This window comes from Streptomyces sp. NPDC007205, assembly GCF_040634095.1.
Taxonomy (GTDB): Bacteria; Actinomycetota; Actinomycetes; order Streptomycetales; family Streptomycetaceae; genus Streptomyces.
Window position 1 is genome coordinate 133,229 of the sequence record NZ_JBEYEW010000016.1, and the last position, 13,566, is coordinate 146,794.

A 13,566-nucleotide genomic window follows, 5' to 3' on the forward strand; every position below is an offset into this window, starting at 1 on the left:
AGGGATAGTCCGGCGGGCAAGGCAGACCATTGAAGGCCCGGCGATCATCGAATCAGCGCCTCATGCGCGGCGATTCCCCCCGATTTCCACCCATTCGGGGGCGCGCGCTTGCGGCCGGGAGCCACTGCCACCTCCCGTCCGCGGGCCCGGCTGGCAGGATCGCGGCATGGCTGAACAGCGGCGGGACGCGGAACGCGAACGTATCTGGGCGGAACTGGTCGCGACGGCGCGGCGGACCGTAACCGACGGACTGGTGGTCGGCACCTCGGGGAACGTCTCGGCACGCGTCGGCGACCTCGTGCTCGTCACCCCGTCGGGCGTGCCCTACGACCGGCTCACCCCGGACGACATCACCGGCGTCGACCTCACCGGACGCCAGGTGCTCGGCACCCTGGTGCCGACCAGCGAGCTGCCCCTGCACCTCGCCGTCTACCGCACCACCGACGCCCGCGCGATCGTCCACACCCACGCCGTGCACGCGACGGCGGTCTCCACGCTCGTGCCCGAGCTGCCGCTGGTCCACTACATGGCCGCCGCCCTCGGCGGCCCCGTCCGCGTCGCCCCGTACGCCACCTACGGCACCGATGAACTGGCCGAGAACATGCTCCGCGCCCTGGCGGGCCGCTCCGGCTGCCTGCTGCAGAATCACGGCACGATCACCTACGGCGCCGGCCTCGACCAGGCCTACGACCGCACCGCCCAGCTGGAATGGATGTGCCGCCTGTGGCTGACGGCGTCCTCCGTGCCGGGTCTGACCCCGTCCCTGCTGACCGAGGCACAACTGAGCGAGGCCGGGGAACGCTTGAAGGGGTATGGCCAACGGAGGTGACCCCTTGCCGCGCAGTCCCCTGCTCCCGCGCTTCGCCGATCGTCTCGCCCACGCCCTCAAGGCAGTGGGGGAGGCGTCGGACCCACCCGCCCGACGCCCCTCGCCCGGCCCCGTCCTTCCGCTGGCCGGTGACGGCAACCCCCACGACACTGGACGCGTGCGCCCCGTCAAAGCGACCGCCGCCGCGCTCACCGCGGCACTGGCCGCCGGCATGGCCTCCGTGGCCGTCGGCCGGCTCGCCAGCGACGCCGCGCTGAAGGCGCCCGCGGGCCGTCCGCTGCCCACCGAGCCCCGCCTCACCGTGCACGGCACGGCCGCCGGCCAGATCACGCTCACCCGCGACCTGGCCGCGCTGCGCCCGGGCACCTACGGCCTCTCCGGCGACGGCTCCCACGCGGTCGTCGGCCCCGTCCTGGAGGCGGCCCGGCACGCGGCCGACACCGTCGTACGCCGCCTGGAACGCGTCACGCACGGCACGTTCGCCCCCGGTGACGCGGTGTGGCTCACCCCGAACCTGTACATCGGCAATCCGTCCGCCGCCCTCGGCCTCGACCACGCCGACGTCGACGTGCCCGGCGAACTCGGCGGGCTGCCCGCCTGGTTCGTACCCGGCCAGCGGGACACCTGGGTGATCGCCGTGCACGGGCTGGGCGCCACCCGGGAACAGGCCATGAACCTCATGGGCTTCCTGCACGGCCGCCGGCTCCCGGTCCTCGCCCTCGCCTACCGGGGCGACCTGGGCGCCCCGCGCCCGCCGGACGGCCTGAACCACCTCGGCGAGACCGAGTGGCGGGACCTGGACGCGGCCATCCGCTACGCCGTCCGCCACGGCGCCCGCCGGGTCGTCCTGCTCGGCTGGTCCACCGGCGCCACCATGGCCCTGCGCGCCGCCGAGCACTCCGCGGTGCGCGAACGCATCGCCGGACTGGTCCTCGACTCGCCGGTGCTCAGCTGGGAGGCCACCCTGCGCGCCCTCGCCCGGGCCCGCCACACCCCGCAGCCGCTGCTGCCGCTCGCCGTGCGGGCCGCACAGGGCCGGGCCGGCCTGCACGCGGACCGGGTCGCCGAGATCACCGACCCCGACCGGCTCACCGTCCCGGCCCTGATCTTCCACGGCCCCGACGACCGGGTGGCGCCCTGGGAGTTCTCCCGCCGGCTCGCCCACCGCCGCGCCGATCTGGTCGCCCTGCACACCGTGGCCAGGGCCCCGCACGCGGCGATGTGGAACGCCGACCCGAAGGAGTACGAGGAGCGGCTGCGCCGCTTCCTGACCCCTTTGATGTGAGGCCCCCGGCCACGGTTCGGATCACCGGCCCGTCCGGTGCGGGGCATTCCGTTTAAGGCCGTACGACTGGCTTGATCACCCCTCCTCGCCCCGCACCGAACCCCGTGCCTTGGCCAGCCCCGTCGCCCCCCGTGACATTCCGTTTGGGTTTTCGGACCGTCAACCGGAAGACTGCACCCGTGACGTCCCGTATCCCGCGCGACTCCAGGCTCCGACTCGTCCGACCGCGACCCCTGGCCGCCGCCCCCAGAGCTGTGAACCAGCGGCGCCCGCGCCGCCCCGCACCCCGGCCGCCGGAGGGCACGCCCGCCCCGGCCGAACTGGCGAGAATGGCACGCACCGGGCTGGCCGGCCCGGTCCGCGTGGCCCGCTGGGCCGACGCCGCGCTCGGCCCCGGCAGCGACGGCGCCACCGCCGACGGCAAGGCCACCCTCTCCGCCGTCACCGCCGAGCGCGCCGCCGCCGACCTGGGCCTGAGTGCCGCTCAGGTCTGCGCCGACTGGGACACCGCCCGCCTCGCCGGACTCGTCGAGGTGCACGGCGACAGCGCGCGACCCGGCTGGCGGCTGCGCGCGTGGGACCGCGACGACAGCGCCGTACTGCGCGGCTGGGTCGCCCTCTTCGACGCCTGGTCGCTCGCCTCCCCGGAACCCGAGGAGCACGAGCCGGCCGCCGTCGCCGAGGTCGTCTCGGCCATGCCGCAGGTGCTCTCCTTCCTCCAGCTGTCCGCCGGTCCCGTCCCGGTCGAGCAGCTGCTCGACCTGCTCCAGCAACGGGTCACCGAACTGCGCACCGAGCGCTGCGAGGTCCCCTACGAGCCCGGCACCGACCACCCCACCGGCTCCGGCCCGGCGCGCCCGACCGTGCCGCGACAGCCGGCCGGGCCGGCACCGAAACAGCCGACCGGGCCCGGGGAGCCGGTGGCGGCCGCGAGTCCGGCCGCTCCCGCACCCGCCGTCGACACCCCGCTCGCCCCGCTCCTCGACTGGGCGCTGCGGGCCCTCGCCGCTGTGGGCGCGCTGACCTACGGCGACGGCCAGGCCACCCTCACCCCGCTGGGCAACTGGGCGGTCTGGGTCAAGCTGGAGCAGATCTGCGTGGCCGCGCAGAGCCCGGCCGGCAACATCGAGCAGTCCGCCGAGGACATGCTCCGCGGCTGCGCCCAGCTGCGCCCCAACGCCGCCCGCGCCGAATACCGCGCCTGGCTCGCCGCCCGCCCCGTCGGCAGCGCCGTCACCGAGCTCATCCAGGCCGCACGCGGCGAGGACGCCCTGCTGCGCGGCCTGGCCTTCGAGGCGCTGCGCGTCGTCGGCGCCCCCGCCGAGCCCGACGTGCGCGCCGTCGTGGACGAGCCCGCCGTCCGGCCGTACGCCCTGCTGTGGCTCGCCGAGCACGACGGGGCCGACCCGGAGGACGCCCATGAGGTGCTGACCCGTGAGGAGGCGACCTGGCTGTGGGTGGACACCGCCGCGGCCGTCGCCGACCACGGTGAGGCGCCGATGCTGGTCCGGCATCTGGAGTCCGCGGTGCAGCCGACGGTCCCCCGGCTGCTCGACGAGGTCCGCGCCGTCGGTCACCCCCGCACCGTGCAGGTCCTGGTCGCGCTCGCCGCCGCACACCCCGACCCGGCCCTCGCCAAGGCCGTGCGCCGGGCCGCTTTCCAGGTGCACACCGGAGGGTGAGCCGGCCCGGAGGTCAGACGCCGAGCTCCGGGGCGTACGTCCCGAAGCTCCAGATGTTGCCCTCGGTGTCGCGGGCCATGTAGTCACGCGAGCCGTAGTCCTGGTCGGTCGGGGGCATCAGGATCTCCACTCCGTGCTCCAGGGCCCGCTGGTGGTGGGCGTCCACGTCGTCCACGACGACGTACACCCCGGCGGGGCCCGCGTCCTTCATCGCCGTGTCGAACAGGCCGCCCCGGCCCTTGGAGCCGATCATCACCGCGCCGTTGCCCTGGACCAGCTCGGCGTGCATCACCTTGCCGTCCTGCGTCTCGTACACCGACAGTTCGGTGAAGCCGAGGGCCTCCGTCAGCTGCCGTATCGCCGCCTGGGCGTCCGCGTACAGCACCGTGGGGTAGAGGCTCGGCCGTCCGCCGCCCGTACCTGCCATGCCGATCACTCCTTCGTGCGTCGGTTCCGTGGCACCTCGTCCAGTCTCGCAGCCGCCACTGACAACGCCTGCTGCCCGCGACCACGCGCTGCGCCTGATCCGCGGCCGCGCCGGCGGTACGCGCGCGTGGGGCACCGTCCGGTCGCCGTGCTACCGCGGGCGAGGAGGTGATCGCGCTGTGCGCGGACAGGCTGCTCACCGGCACCGACGGCCGCTCAGTGCGCCGGCACCGCGCGCTGCCCGACGCCGCCGAGTGACCCCCGGCCCGGGGCGGCACCGGCGTCCTGCGCTGCCGGCACGTTCCGGCCCGAGGGCGCGGTACGGCGCGGTGCGGCCCTGCTGATCGCCCAGCCCGGTGCGCGCGGCGCCCGGACCGGGCAGCTCATGGCCCTGGACGACCTCGGGCGGATCACCCGGGACCGCGCGCCCCTCGGCAACGATCTTCCGCGGCCCGGTCCGAACGCGCGGACGTAGAAAAACCGCTTGCACGGTCCCGTTAGACTTATCGCATGGCCATTCTCCTCGCGCATTAGACGGCGGGAACGTCCTCAGCCGCCCACCCGCCAATCCCTGTACGCCCTGGAGTCTGTCCTTGATCTCCGCCTCCGGTATCGAGCTGCGCGCCGGTGCGCGCGTCCTCATCGAGAACGCCACCTTCCGTGTCGCCAAGGGCGACCGCATCGGCCTCGTCGGCCGCAACGGCGCCGGCAAGACCACCCTCACCAAGTGCCTCGCGGGTGAGGGCATCCCGGCCGCCGGCCAGATCACCCGCTCCGGCGAGGTCGGCTACCTCCCGCAGGACCCCCGTACCGGCGACCTGGACGTCCTCGCCCGGGACCGGGTGCTGTCCGCGCGCGGGCTGGACGCGCTCATCCGCAAGATGCGCGAGAACGAGGAGCGCATCGCCAACGGCAAGGGCACCACCCGCGAGAAGGCTCTCAAGCAGTACGAGCGCCAGGAGACGGAGTTCCTCACCAAGGGCGGGTACTCCGCCGAGGCCGAGGCCGCCACCATCGCCGCCGCGCTGAACCTGCCCGACCGGGTCCTCGGCCAGCCGCTGCACACCCTCTCCGGCGGTCAGCGCCGCCGTATCGAGCTGGCCCGCATCCTGTTCTCCGACGCGGACACCCTGCTCCTCGACGAGCCGACCAACCACCTCGACGCCGACTCGATCATCTGGCTGCGGGACTACCTGAAGACGTACCGCGGCGGCTTCATCGTGATCTCCCACGACGTCGACCTGGTCGAGACGGTCGTCAACAAGGTGTTCTACCTGGACGCCAACCGCTCTCAGATCGACATCTACAACATGGGCTGGAAGCTCTACCAGCAGCAGCGCGAGGCCGACGAGAAGCGCCGCAAGCGCGAGCGGGCCAACGCCGAGAAGAAGGCCGCCGCCCTGCACTCGCAGGCCGACAAGATGCGCGCCAAGGCCACCAAGACGGTCGCCGCGCAGAACATGGCCCGCCGCGCCGACAAGCTGCTCTCCGGCCTGGAGGCGGTCCGGATGTCGGACAAGGTCGCCAAGCTGCGCTTCCCGGAGCCCGCGCCCTGCGGCAAGACCCCGCTGACGGCCGAAGGCCTGTCGAAGTCGTACGGCTCGCTGGAGATCTTCACCGACGTCGACCTCGCCATCGACAAGGGCTCGCGGGTCGTCATCCTCGGCCTCAACGGCGCCGGCAAGACCACGCTCCTGCGCCTCCTCGCCGGAGTCGAGAAGCCGGACACCGGCCAGGTCGTCCCCGGCCACGGCCTCAAGCTCGGCTACTACGCCCAGGAGCACGAGACCCTCGACGCCGACCGCACGGTCCTGGAGAACATGCGCTCGGCCGCCCCCGACATGGACCTGGTCGAGGTCCGCAAGGTGCTGGGGTCGTTCCTGTTCTCCGGCGACGACGTCGACAAGCCGGCCGGCGTCCTCTCGGGTGGCGAGAAGACCCGTCTCGCCCTGGCGACCCTGGTCGTCTCCTCGGCGAACGTGCTCCTCCTCGACGAGCCCACCAACAACCTCGACCCGGCGAGCCGCGAGGAGATCCTCGGCGCCCTGCGCACCTACAAGGGCGCCGTCGTCCTCGTCACCCACGACGAGGGCGCCGTCGAGGCGCTCCAGCCCGAGCGGATCATCCTGCTGCCGGACGGCGTCGAGGATCTGTGGGGCTCCGACTACGCGGACCTCGTCGCCCTGGCGTGATCCACTGCGTATGGATCATTCGGCCGATCCGTGATCCATCATCTGTGTGAGATCTCCTCATATCGGGGTGTGTCGTACACGGATTTCGCGGCCGATCCCCCGCGCACCAAGGGATCGGCCGCTTCGCGTCGCTGACCTGGTACTTCGCGAATCCACCCGTTCGGCTCCATGGACACCACCCCTTGGAATCGCGTGTTCCGCTTGTGGGGATCGGCTCCTGTCGTCACAACGATGTCTCACGGACCTTGCCGAATGGGTGGCCATCACGCCCAAGAGGGGTGATCATGAGGAGACCAGAGCGCACTTCCCATGAGGAGGCACGGGTGGCCGAGACTCTGAAGAAGGGCAGCCGGGTGACCGGCGCCGCGCGCGACAAGCTCGCGGCAGACCTGAAGAAGAAGTACGACTCCGGTGCGAGCATCCGGGCGCTGGCCGAGGAGACCGGCCGCTCGTATGGCTTCGTACACCGGATGCTCAGTGAGTCGGGCGTCACGCTCCGTGGGCGTGGCGGAGCGACCCGGGGCAAGAAGGCCGCTTCGTCCTGACTCCGGGCGGTCCACCGGCTTCGATGGTGGCCACCCGGTCGGCATTCTGGTCGGCCGGGTGGTTACTGTGCAGTCACTTAGCATGCCGTAACGGCACTGCGTGATGACCGCACCCATCGGAGGCGCCCCATGGCTTCGCCCGACCAGGACCTCGCTCCTGTACTCGACAAGGACGGCGTACGGCTCACCGTCGACGACGCGCTCGCCACGGTGACGCTGACCAACCCGGCCAAGCGCAACGCGCAGAGCCCCGCCCTGTGGCGGGCGCTCACCGAGGCCGGGCGGCTGCTGCCGGGCTCCGTCCGTGTCGTCGTGCTGCGGGGCGAGGGCAGGTCCTTCTCCGCCGGTCTTGACCGGCAGATGTTCACCCCGGAGGGGATCCCGGGCGAGCCGTCCTTCATCGAACTCGCGCGTCGTGACGACGCCGGGCTCGACGCGAGCATCGCCGAGTTCCAGCAGGCCTTCACCTGGTGGCGGCGGAACGACATCGTGTCCATCGCCGCCGTCCAGGGGCACGCCATCGGGGCCGGCTTCCAGCTCGCGCTCGCCTGCGATCTGCGGGTCGTCGCCGACGACGTGCAGTTCGCCATGCGCGAGACCAGCCTCGGCCTCGTACCCGACCTGACCGGCACGCATCCGCTGGTCGGTCTCGTCGGGTATGCCCGCGCGCTGGAGATCTGCGCGACCGGGCGGTTCGTCGGTGCGGAGGAGGCGGTGGCGTCGGGGCTGGCCAATGTCGCCGTGCCCGGTGGGCAACTGGAAGAGACCGTGCGGGACTTGGCCGCCGCTCTGCTGGCTGCGCCGCGGGACGCCGTCGTGGAGACCAAGGCGCTGCTCCGTGGCGCCGTGGACCGCACGTACGACGAGCAGCGCGCGGCGGAGCGGGCTGCTCAGGCTCGACGGCTGCGGGACCTGGCCGGCGTAGGCGAATGACCTAGTCGACCGCCGTCACCAGCACCGCTACCGCCGGGCGGTCCTCCAGCACGTCCCGTACGACCTCGCGGACCCGCCGGGCCACGTCCACGGCGTCCACGGCCCGGTGGTCCCCGCTGGTCGTCAGCTCCACGCGGGCGTGCCGGTGCGATAGCGCCGTACCGGTCGTGCGCTGCTTCAGACCGGCATGACGACGACCCCCGAGGACGACCACGAACCGCAGGTGACGACCCGTAAGGCCACCCGGCGCGGTGGCGGCGATCCGGCGGCGCGCGGACGGACGACCATCGCCGACGGCGTCGTGGAGAAGATCACGGGTCTCGCGGCCCGGGACGTGCTCGGCGTCCACACCATGGGCAGCGGCCTGGCCCGCACGTTCGGCGCGGTGCGCGACCGGGTGCCGGGCGGCTCCAAGCCGGCGACGCGGGGCGTCAAGGCCGAGGTCGGCGAGGTGCAGACCGCGCTGGTCACGGCGGTCCTGCGCCGCCGCCGGCTGACCGAGATCCTGATCGGCGCCGGCGACGGCGACTCCGCCCTCCCGCGGGGCACGGCCCTGGAATCGGCCCTGGCCCAGGAGGCCGTCCGACAGGAGGGCGTGGCCCACGCCGGGATCCGGCTACGGGGCCGCCGCACGAGACCCACGGCGAGGATCTGGCTCCAGCTGGAGCCGGGGGCGGATCCGGCGGCGGTCCTGACCGGGTTCGCGACCCGGGCGCTGACCCGCGCACGCCGTTCAGCGGGCCTGGCGTCGCTTCCGGCCGAGGTACGACTGAGGGCGGCCAAGCACCGTGCGGAGCGGGTCACTTGACCACCGGGCTCCTCAGAACCCGTGCCGCATGCCCCCGTCCACCGGCAACATGATCCCACTCAAGTAGGACGCGGCCGGGGACAGCACAAACGCCGCCACCCGCCCGAACTCCTCCGGCGCCCCGTACCGCCGCAACGGGATCCGGGACTCGTTCGCGGCCCGCGTGGCCTCAGGGTCGGCAGACAGTGCGTCAAGCTCCCGCACGCGATCCGTGTCGATACGCGACGGCAGCAGCCCCAGCACCCGGATCCCCCGCGGCCCCAGCTCGTCGGCAAGCGACTTGGCGAACCCGGCGAGCCCCGGCCGCAGCCCGTTGGAGATGGTCAGCCCCGGAATGGGCTCGTGCACCGACGCCGACAGCACGAACCCGATGACCCCGCCCGGCTCCAGTTCCGCTGACGCCGCGCGAGCCAGCCGCACCGCACCGAGGAACACCGACTCGAACGCGTCCCGCCACTGCTCGTCGGTGTTGTCCGCGACGAAGCCCGGTGCCGGCCCGCCCACGCTCACCAGCACGCCGTGGAACGCGCCGAAGTGCTCACGGGCGGCCTCGATCAGCCGCTCCGGAGCCTGCGGGTCGGCGTTGCCCACGGCCACGCCGACCGCGTTCGGGCCCAGTTCGGCGGCGGCGTCGGCCACCCGCTTCTCGTCCCGGCCGCTGATCACGACCTTCGCCCCGTCGGCGACGAGTTCCCGCGCGACGGCATTGCCCAGCCCGCGGGTCGCCCCGGTGACGACGTACACCCGGTCCTTCAGTCCAAGATCCATGGTCCCTATCCTGCCCGGTCGTCGCCGAACAGCGTGAGCGCGGTGTTCACCAGCCCGATGTGGCTGAAGGCCTGCGGGAAGTTGCCCAGCTGGCAGCCGTGGACGGGGTCGTACTCCTCGGCCAGCAGCCCCACGTCGTTGACCAGGCCCACCAGCCGGTCGAACAGCTCCCGTGCCTCCTTCGTCCGGCCGGTCATGTGCAGTGCGTCGGCCAGCCAGAACGAGCAGGCCAGGAAGGCGCCCTCGCCGCTCGGCAGCCCGTCGACCGTCGAGTCCTCGGTGTCGTAACGGCGCAGGAAGCCGCCGTGCCCGAGGTCGTCGCGGATCGCGTCGACCGTGCCGACCACCCGCGGGTCGTCGGCCGGCAGGAAGCCGACCCGCGGGATGAGCAGCAGCGCCGCGTCGAGTTCGCGGGAGCCGTAGTACTGCGTGAAGGTGGTGCGCTCGGGGTCGAAGCCCCTCTCGCACACCTCACGGTGGACCTCGTCGCGGAGTCTGCGCCAGCCGTCCAGGTCGCCGTCCAGCTCCTTGTGCCGCTCCAGCGTCTTCACGGCCCGGTCGGCGGCCACCCACACCATCACCTTGGAGTGCACGAACTGGCGCCGGCCGCCACGCACCTCCCACAGGCCCTCGTCCGGCTGCCGCCACGCCGACTCCAGGAACTGCATCAGCGAGCGCTGTATGGCCCACATGTGCGGGCGGGTCGGCAGGCCCGACGCGCGGGCCAGCGACAGCGAGTCCATCACCTCGCCGTACACGTCGAGCTGGAGCTGGTCGACGGCGCCGTTGCCGATGCGTACGGGAGAGGAGCCGGCCAGGCCGGGCAGCCAGGGCAGTTCCGTCTCCGGCAGCCGCCGCTCGCCCGCGACGCCGTACATGATCTGCAGGTCGGCCGGGTCGCCCGCGACCGCGCGCAGCAGCCAGTTGCGCCAGGCCTCGGCCTCCTGGTGGTAGCCGGCGGTGAGCAGCGCGCCGAGGGTGAGGGTGGAGTCGCGCAGCCAGCAGTACCGGTAGTCCCAGTTGCGCACGCCGCCGGGCTGCTCGGGCAGTGAGGTGGTGGCCGCGGCGACGATCCCGCCGGTCGGGGCGTAGGTGAGGGCCTTCAGAGTGATCAGGGACCGGACGACCAGATCCCGGTAGGGGCCGTCGTAACGGCACTGCCGGGCCCAGCGCCGCCAGTCGGTGACGCTGCTCTTCAGCGCCTCGTAGGGGTCGACTAGCGGCGGCCGGCGCTCGTGCGAGGGGTGCCAGGTGAGCACGAACGCGACCCGGTCGCCCTCACCGACCGCGCACTCGGAATGGGTGCCGTAGTCCTCGCCCCAGGTGCGTACGGCCGGCTCGGAGCGCAGCCAGGCGGAGTCCGGCCCGGCGACGGCCACCCGGTGTCCGTCCGAGCGGCGCACCCACGGTGTGATCGAGCCGTAGTCGAAGCGCAGGCGGAGGGTGCTGCGGACGGTGACCCGGCCGCTGACCCCCTCGACGATGCGTACGACGTCCGGGGCGCGGTCGCGCTGGGGCATCAGGTCGGTGACGCGGACCGTGCCGTCGGCGGTCTCCCACTCGGTGTCGAGGACGAGGGTGTCGGAGCGGTAGGCGCGGCGCGTGCAGGTGTCCGCTCCCACGGGGGCGATCCGCCAGCAGCCGTGGTTCTCGTCGCCCAGCAGTTTCGCGAAGCAGGCGCCGGAGTCGAAGCGGGGCAGGCACAGCCAGTCGATCGAGCCGTTCCTGCCGACCAGCGCGGCGGTCTGCTCGTCCCCGATGAGGGCGTAGTCCTCGATGCGCGCGTCCACGGGATGCGGCTTCCCGGCGGGCCAGGGAGCCAATCAGGGGGTGCGCCGGGGGAGTGAAGCCGTCCTGCGGAAGCCGGAGTCACACCGCGGCCGGTTCCGTCTCCTCCGGCTTCGCCTCCGCCGAGGCCTCCTCCTGGTCGCGGATCTCCCGCCGGACCAAGGACCACCAGCCGAATGGGACGGCCGCGGCGAACAGCCACCACTGGAGCATGTACGCGTAGTTCAGTGGGGCGTCCTCGCTGCCGGGGTCGGAGATCTGCTCCGGGGAGCCGCCCTTGGCGGTGGGCGCCGTCTGCTCGACATAGCCGCCGAGCACCTGCGCGCCGAGCCGGTGCGCCTCCTCCGCGCTGTTGATCAGCATGATCTGCCGGTCGGGGAGGCCCTTGACGTTCTTGATGCCGCTGGCCGCGGTCGTCTCGTCGGCCATCAGCCGTCCGGTGACGGTGGTACGGCCGGACGGCGGGGCGGGGATCTTCGGGAAGGCGGTCTGGACTCCGGTGGCGGGGATCCAGCCGCGGTTGACGAGCAGCACCTTGCCGTCGGTCAGGACGAACGGGGTGAGCACATGGAAGCCGACCTCGCCGTCGGAGCTGGTCCGGCGCCGGACCACGACCTCCCTGGAGGTGTCGAAGGTGCCGGTCGCGGTGACCGTGCGGTACCTCTCGGTGCGGGTCACGGTGTGCCCGGGGGAGGTCAGCCGCTCGACCGGGACCGGCCTGGCATGCAGCGCCGAGGACACCAGGTTGTTCCGCGCGGTGCGCTCCTGGTACCGGTGCTGCTGCCAGAAGCCCAGCCTGATCATCGTCGGGATCAGCGCGATCGCGACGAGCGTGAGGATGACCCACTGGCGGGACAACAGGAAGCGGTAGCGGTGCACCCCACGACGGTACCTCCGAGCCGTGGGGTGCAATCAGGCGGGTACCGGGTCACACCCGGTCGACGATGCCCGTCTTCCCCTCGGCCCTGGCACAGTGCGCGCCGCAGTACCACTTGCCGTCGGCCTCCACACCCTGGCCGATGATCTGCACCCGGCAGTGCTCGCAGAGGGGAGCCATGCGATGGATGGCACAGGAGAAGCAGTCGAACACATGCACTGATCCCTGTGCGTGGACCTCGAAGGTCATGCCGTAGTCATTGCCGCAGACTTCACATTTCGCCATGCGCCACAGAGTGAGTCGTCGCCGCGGCCAGGGCGAGCGGGTCCCGGGTGAGTCGTGTGCCAATCACTCATCCGTACGATCACCCGTCGGCGGGTTCGACATCCCGCAGCAGCTGCCCGAACGCGGCCTCGTCGACGATCGGCGTGCCGAACTGGCGCGCCTTGACCACCTTGGACGTGCCCGAGTCGGGATCGTTGGTCACCAGCAGGCTGGTCAGCCGGGAGATGCTGGACGCCACGTGCAGACCGGCCTCGGTGGCCCGGTCCTCCAGCAGGTCCCGCTCGACGGACGTGTCTCCGGAGAACGCCACCCGCATGCCCTGTTTGAGGCGTTTGCCGTCTTCGTAGCGCCCTGGGTTGGGATAGGGGCATGCGGGCCTTTTGCGGGTGGGGCGCCAACTGGCGGACCGGGAACCGCCGTAGCCCCCGTATCCGCCGGACGACTGCCGGGGCACCGGACGGTCCGACCACTCCGTCAGCGGGCGGCACTCCAGCAGCGGCAACCGTACGCCGCCCGCCGCCGCGGCCCGCAGACTGGGCCGGAAGGCCTCCGCCAGCACACGCGCGTCGTCCAGCGCGTGGTGCGCCCGCTGCTGTACGACCCCGTAGTGCGCCGCCAGCGACTCCAGCTTGAAGTTGGGCAGCGGCAGCCCCAGCTCCTTCGAAAGCGCGATGGTGCACAGCCGCTGACGCACCGGTGCCTCCCGCTCCGCGCGCGCGTACTCGCGCGCGATCATCTGCCAGTCGAAGACGGCGTTGTGCGCGACCAGCACCCGGCCGTCCAGCCGGGCCGCGAACTCCTCGGCGATGTCCGCGAAGAGCGGCGCCCCTTCGAGCACCTCGCTCGTCAGACCGTGTATCCACACGGGTCCCGGATCGCGCTCCGGGTTGACCAGCGTGTACCAGTGGTCCTCGACCTCGCCGCTCTGGTCCAGCCGGTAGACGGCCGCCGAGATGATTCGGTCGTCCCGGGCCAGGCCGGTGGTCTCCACGTCAACGACCGCGTATCCCTTCGGATACGCGGCCGGCCACTGGGTGGGGGAGGACACTGCGGTCGCACGGTCTTCGAGCATGGTCAATGAGGATACGGGCCACGACTGACAGCGGGGTCCCACAGGTGCCGGTGGCGCCGCCGGGTCCCCGCCCAGC

13 protein-coding genes and 1 pseudogene are annotated in these 13,566 nt (G+C 72.5%); 7 read left to right on the forward strand and 7 right to left on the reverse strand.

Annotated features, from left to right (window positions below):
* The first annotated feature begins 166 nt into the window (after window positions 1–166).
* From ABZ624_RS25470 to ABZ624_RS25480, 3 genes are all read left to right on the forward strand, one after another.
* Window positions 167–829, forward strand: a complete 663-nt coding sequence (locus ABZ624_RS25470) for a class II aldolase/adducin family protein (RefSeq protein ID WP_360093276.1) — start codon at window positions 167–169, stop codon at window positions 827–829.
* Between the two features lie 157 nt (window positions 830–986).
* Window positions 987–2,114: an alpha/beta fold hydrolase gene (locus tag ABZ624_RS25475; protein WP_360093436.1), complete on the forward strand. Its 1,128-nt coding sequence runs from the start codon at window positions 987–989 to the stop codon at window positions 2,112–2,114.
* Between the two features lie 329 nt (window positions 2,115–2,443).
* A complete protein-coding gene (locus ABZ624_RS25480; protein WP_360093279.1) occupies window positions 2,444–3,796 on the forward strand; it encodes a hypothetical protein in 1,353 nt (450 codons plus the stop codon).
* Between the two features lie 13 nt (window positions 3,797–3,809).
* Here ABZ624_RS25480 and ABZ624_RS25485 read toward each other — a convergent pair whose 3' ends face one another.
* Window positions 3,810–4,223: a VOC family protein gene (locus ABZ624_RS25485; RefSeq protein ID WP_360093282.1), complete on the reverse strand. Its 414-nt coding sequence runs from the start codon at window positions 4,221–4,223 to the stop codon at window positions 3,810–3,812.
* 592 nt (window positions 4,224–4,815) lie between these two features.
* Between ABZ624_RS25485 and ABZ624_RS25490 the strand changes: the two genes are divergently transcribed.
* The 3 genes from ABZ624_RS25490 (at window position 4,816) to ABZ624_RS25500 (ending at window position 7,892) form a co-directional block, all read left to right on the forward strand.
* On the forward strand, window positions 4,816–6,414 hold the full coding sequence (locus ABZ624_RS25490) for an ABC-F family ATP-binding cassette domain-containing protein (RefSeq protein ID WP_360093285.1): 1,599 nt from the start codon (window positions 4,816–4,818) through the stop codon (window positions 6,412–6,414).
* A gap of 323 nt (window positions 6,415–6,737) precedes the next feature.
* Window positions 6,738–6,959: a helix-turn-helix domain-containing protein gene (locus tag ABZ624_RS25495; protein ID WP_004002281.1), complete on the forward strand. Its 222-nt coding sequence runs from the start codon at window positions 6,738–6,740 to the stop codon at window positions 6,957–6,959.
* 129 nt (window positions 6,960–7,088) lie between these two features.
* Complete coding sequence (locus ABZ624_RS25500) at window positions 7,089–7,892, forward strand: enoyl-CoA hydratase/isomerase family protein (protein WP_360093288.1); 804 nt, start codon at window positions 7,089–7,091, stop codon at window positions 7,890–7,892.
* 1 nt (window position 7,893) lies between these two features.
* On the opposite strand, the gene ABZ624_RS25505 is transcribed toward ABZ624_RS25500, so the two are convergent.
* A complete protein-coding gene (locus tag ABZ624_RS25505; protein WP_360093291.1) occupies window positions 7,894–8,025 on the reverse strand; it encodes a hypothetical protein in 132 nt (43 codons plus the stop codon).
* A gap of 54 nt (window positions 8,026–8,079) precedes the next feature.
* Here ABZ624_RS25505 and ABZ624_RS25510 point away from each other — a divergent pair.
* Window positions 8,080–8,358 (forward strand): annotated as a pseudogene (locus tag ABZ624_RS25510) (Asp23/Gls24 family envelope stress response protein); the annotation flags it as partial.
* 354 nt (window positions 8,359–8,712) lie between these two features.
* On the opposite strand, the gene ABZ624_RS25515 reads toward ABZ624_RS25510, so the two are convergent.
* From ABZ624_RS25515 to ABZ624_RS25535, 5 genes are all read right to left on the reverse strand, one after another.
* A complete protein-coding gene (locus ABZ624_RS25515) occupies window positions 8,713–9,468 on the reverse strand; it encodes an SDR family oxidoreductase (protein ID WP_360093294.1) in 756 nt (251 codons plus the stop codon).
* Window positions 9,469–9,473: 5 nt separating this feature from the next.
* On the reverse strand, window positions 9,474–11,258 hold the full coding sequence (locus tag ABZ624_RS25520; protein ID WP_360093296.1) for a glycoside hydrolase family 15 protein: 1,785 nt from the start codon (window positions 11,256–11,258) through the stop codon (window positions 9,474–9,476).
* A gap of 79 nt (window positions 11,259–11,337) precedes the next feature.
* Window positions 11,338–12,135 (reverse strand): SURF1 family protein, encoded by a 798-nt coding sequence (locus ABZ624_RS25525; RefSeq protein ID WP_360093299.1) that lies wholly within the window; start codon window positions 12,133–12,135, stop codon window positions 11,338–11,340.
* Between the two features lie 49 nt (window positions 12,136–12,184).
* A complete protein-coding gene (locus ABZ624_RS25530) occupies window positions 12,185–12,418 on the reverse strand; it encodes a hypothetical protein (RefSeq protein ID WP_360093301.1) in 234 nt (77 codons plus the stop codon).
* Window positions 12,419–12,497: 79 nt separating this feature from the next.
* Window positions 12,498–13,490: a DEDDh family exonuclease gene (locus ABZ624_RS25535; RefSeq protein ID WP_360093304.1), complete on the reverse strand. Its 993-nt coding sequence runs from the start codon at window positions 13,488–13,490 to the stop codon at window positions 12,498–12,500.
* Window positions 13,491–13,566 lie beyond the last annotated feature (76 nt).